Here is a 3,235-nt window from a genome sequence, read left to right as displayed (position 1 = left end):
CCTGATGCTGCAGGCCGCGGCCAAGGCGCCGTCGCTGGCGCGGTTTCTCGACACCATGCCGTGGATGCACCCGGCCTATGGCGCGCTGCGGGCGGCGTTGGGCCAGGCGCAGGACCCACGCACTGTGCAGCTCCTGCGGGTCAATCTGATGCGGGCGCGGGCGCTGCCGGGAGTGCTGCAAGGCGGACGCTATGTGCTGGTCGACGCCGCCGACGCGCGGCTCGACATGGTCGAGGACGGGGTCGTTCGCGACAGCATGCGGGTGGTCGTGGGCCGCACCGACAATGCAACGCCGATGCTGGCGGGGGTGATCCGTTACGCGATCGTCAACCCGTATTGGAACGTGCCCCCCGACCTCGCTGCGACCCGGCTGGCGCCGCACATCATCAGCGAGGGTCCGGGCTGGCTCGTCAAATATCATTATCAGGTGCTGAGCGACTGGACCGACAAGGCGAAGGTCGTCGACCCCACGACGATCGACTGGGCAGCGGTCGCGGCGGGCAAGATGCCGGACATCAGGATGCGGCAACTGCCGGGCGCGGAGAACAGCATGGGGCGGGTCAAGTTCATGTTCCCCAACGACATGGGGATCTACCTCCACGATACCGACGACAAGAGCCTGTTCGCCGAACCGGCGCGGCAGCGGAGCGGGGGATGCATCCGGCTGCAAAGCGCGCCGAAGCTGGCGCGGTGGCTGTTCGGCAAGCCGCTGGCGACGGTTTCGGCCAAGCCCGAACTGAAGGTGCCCGTGCCGGTGCCGGTGCCGGTGTACATCACCTATCTTACCGCCGCGCCGGTTGGCGATACGATCGCCTATCGCGAAGATATCTATGGGCGCGATGGGCTGGCGGCGGCGAAGACCATCGCCGCGCGCTAGTTCTGCTATTCGGTGTAGCTCGCGGTCGTCTTAGTGCGCACGTCATCGGGAGTGACGCCCGGTGCGCATTCGACCAGCTTGAACGGCGAGCCATGATCGGGCCGCTCGAACACCGCGAGGTCGGTGACGATCATGTCGACGACGTTCCTGCCGGTCAGCGGCAGGGTGCAGGCGGGGATGAACTTGGGGCTGCCATCCTTGGCGTTGTGATCCATCACGACGATGATCCGCTTGACCCCGGCGACGAGGTCCATCGCCCCGCCCATGCCCTTGATCATCTTGCCCGGGATCATCCAGTTGGCGATGTCGCCGCCCTCCGACACCTCCATCGCGCCGAGTACGGTCAGGTCGATATGCCCGCCGCGGATCATCGCGAAACTGTCGGACGAGGAGAAGTATGAGGAGGACGGCAGCTCGCTGATGGTCTGCTTGCCGGCGTTGATCAGGTCGGGGTCGACCTCGTCATCATAGGGGAAGGGGCCGATGCCGAGCATGCCGTTCTCGCTTTGCAGCGTGACCGTCATCCCGTCGGGGATATTGTTGGCGACCAGCGTCGGAATGCCGATGCCGAGGTTGACGTAATAGCCGTCCTGAAGCTCGCGCGCGGCGCGGGCGGCCATCTGGTTGCGGTCCCAAGTCATTGATTAGGCATCCCTGATTGTTCCGACGCTAGGTTCGCGCGTTCGCTATCAAAGCCGCTGAATATTCGAGAAAGCGCGATCTGCTCGGATATTCCTGTTCGAGCTGAATACGCAACGGCGGCAGTGTGAATACTTTCAACTAGGATCGAGCCCAATAGCTCGGGTTCCCATTTCTCGGGATAGCCAACCGCTACAAAACTCCGTTCCTGACTGACCCAAAAACGAGCAACTTCGAATGCGTCATCGGTCAGGTTAGGGAAAGACTGTCGTAGTGAGATTTCCCCCGGATGAATTTGCGGTCGACGAAGGCCGAACATCATACGCTCTCCCGCTCCCGAACCGTCCTGAACTCGATCTGCTTCTCATACGGCGCGCCGCAGATCAGGCGGTTGATGTAGATCGAGGGGAGGTGGATGCAGTCGGGGTCGAAGCTGCCGGTGGGAACGATCTCCTCGACCTCGGCGACGCAGATCTTGCCGCAGGTGGCGGCGGGCTGGTTGAAGTTGCGGGCGGTCTTGCGGAACATGATGTTGCCGCTCTCGTCGGCGCGCCACGCCTTGATGATCGCGAGGTCGGCGAAGATGCCGCGCTCGAGGATATATTCCTCACCATCGAAGGTCTTGGCCTCCTTGCCCTCGGCGACCTCGGTGCCGACGCCGGTCTTGGTATAGAAGCCGGGAATGCCCGCGCCGCCGGCGCGCATGCGCTCTGCCAGCGTGCCCTGGGGGCAGAATTCGACCTCGAGCTCCCCCGCCAGATATTGCCGCTCGAACTCCTTATTCTCGCCGACGTAGGACGAGATCATCTTCTTCACCTGGCGCGTGCGGAGCAGCTTGCCGAGGCCGACATTGTCGATCCCGGCGTTGTTGCTGGCGATGGTCAGGTCCTTGACCCCGCTGGCGACCACGGCGTCGATCAATCGCTCGGGCATCCCCGACAGGCCGAACCCGCCACAGGCGATGGTCATGCCATCATGGAGCGCGCCGTGAAGGGCGTCGGCGGCGGTGGAAAAGATCTTGGTCATGCGCGGTCAGTCCTTCAGCTTGCCGAGGACGCCCTGCAATTGCATCGCATTCGACATGTCGCCCTCGACCTTGAGCTTGCCGGTCATGAAGGCGGTCATGCCGTCGAGCTGACCCGAGGAGAGCGCTTCCCAGTCGGCCCAGCTGACCTTGAGCGTGGTATCGGCTACGCCATCGGCTTCGGTCACCGCACCGGCGACTCCGTCGAGCATCAGCGCGCCCTGGTCGCCGAAATCGACCTTGACCTTCTTGCCCGGCAGGAAGGCGCCCGCTTCCTGCATCTTCGTTGCCAGTTCCTGCTTGGTCATGTCGATCTCCTTTGATTTTACCGCGTAGCGAGCGTCGGCGACGGCTTCAAGCCGTCGGGGTTGGCGCGGGCGCTGCGGAGGCCTATCTGGGCGCCATGACCTATGACGCAGACCTCAAACTCTTCATCGACGGCAATTGGCGGAGCGGCGAAGGCCGCGACGAATATCGCGTCGTCAATCCGGCCACCGGCGGCGGCATCGCCGAGCTGCCGCTGGCCAGCAAGGCCGACCTCGACGAGGCGCTCGCAGCGTCGGCGCGGGCGTGGCCGCTGTGGCGTGCAACCGGGGTCGAGAAGCGCGCGGCGATCCTGCACAAGGCGGCGGCGCTGCTGATCGAGCGGGCCGAGCATATCGGTCGGATCCTGACGCAGGAGCAGGGCAAGCCGC

General features: G+C 64.4%; 6 protein-coding genes. 2 read left to right on the top strand and 4 right to left on the bottom strand.

Features of this window, described 5'->3' with window-relative positions; all coding sequences use genetic code 11:
* Positions 1-877, top strand: an 877-nt coding sequence (locus tag RMN84_RS09170) for a L,D-transpeptidase family protein (protein WP_309611869.1), incomplete at its 5' end; no start/stop codon positions are given.
* Between the two features lie 5 nt (positions 878-882).
* Here the strand turns inward: RMN84_RS09170 and RMN84_RS09165 are convergent.
* From RMN84_RS09165 to RMN84_RS09150, 4 genes are read right to left on the bottom strand one after another with little or no spacing between them, the layout of a single operon-like run.
* Complete coding sequence (locus tag RMN84_RS09165) at positions 883-1,518, bottom strand: 3-oxoacid CoA-transferase subunit B (protein ID WP_309611868.1); 636 nt, start codon at positions 1,516-1,518, stop codon at positions 883-885.
* The gene (locus RMN84_RS09160; protein WP_309611867.1) at positions 1,515-1,838 is read right to left on the bottom strand and encodes a DUF5076 domain-containing protein; all 324 of its coding nucleotides are present in this window, start codon (positions 1,836-1,838) and stop codon (positions 1,515-1,517) included. Before RMN84_RS09160 ends, RMN84_RS09165 begins: the two co-directional genes overlap by 4 nt.
* A complete protein-coding gene (locus RMN84_RS09155) occupies positions 1,835-2,542 on the bottom strand; it encodes a CoA transferase subunit A (RefSeq protein WP_309611866.1) in 708 nt (235 codons plus the stop codon). Before RMN84_RS09155 ends, RMN84_RS09160 begins: the two co-directional genes overlap by 4 nt.
* A 6-nt stretch (positions 2,543-2,548) precedes the next feature.
* Positions 2,549-2,848: an SCP2 sterol-binding domain-containing protein gene (locus tag RMN84_RS09150; RefSeq protein ID WP_309611865.1), complete on the bottom strand. Its 300-nt coding sequence runs from the start codon at positions 2,846-2,848 to the stop codon at positions 2,549-2,551.
* A 95-nt stretch (positions 2,849-2,943) separates the two neighbouring features.
* Between RMN84_RS09150 and RMN84_RS09145 the strand changes: the two genes are divergently transcribed.
* Positions 2,944-3,235 (top strand): aldehyde dehydrogenase family protein (locus RMN84_RS09145; RefSeq protein WP_309611864.1); only part of this gene is annotated, 292 nt, incomplete at its 3' end.

This window comes from Sphingomonas sp., from assembly GCF_031380695.1.
In the GTDB taxonomy this organism is placed as follows: domain Bacteria; phylum Pseudomonadota; class Alphaproteobacteria; order Sphingomonadales; family Sphingomonadaceae; genus Sphingomicrobium.
Note: the sequence above shows the minus strand (reverse complement) of the source record. Positions and strands in the feature narration are given on the sequence as shown.

Excerpts from the sequence above, each read along its gene's own strand:
- RMN84_RS09165 (WP_309611868.1), bottom strand. The coding sequence starts at position 1,518 with ATGACTTGGGACCGCAACCAGATGGCCGCCCGCGCCGCGCGCGAGCTT.
- RMN84_RS09160 (WP_309611867.1), bottom strand. The coding sequence starts at position 1,838 with ATGATGTTCGGCCTTCGTCGACCGCAAATTCATCCGGGGGAAATCTCA.
- RMN84_RS09155 (WP_309611866.1), bottom strand. The coding sequence starts at position 2,542 with ATGACCAAGATCTTTTCCACCGCCGCCGACGCCCTTCACGGCGCGCTC.
- RMN84_RS09150 (WP_309611865.1), bottom strand. The coding sequence starts at position 2,848 with ATGACCAAGCAGGAACTGGCAACGAAGATGCAGGAAGCGGGCGCCTTC.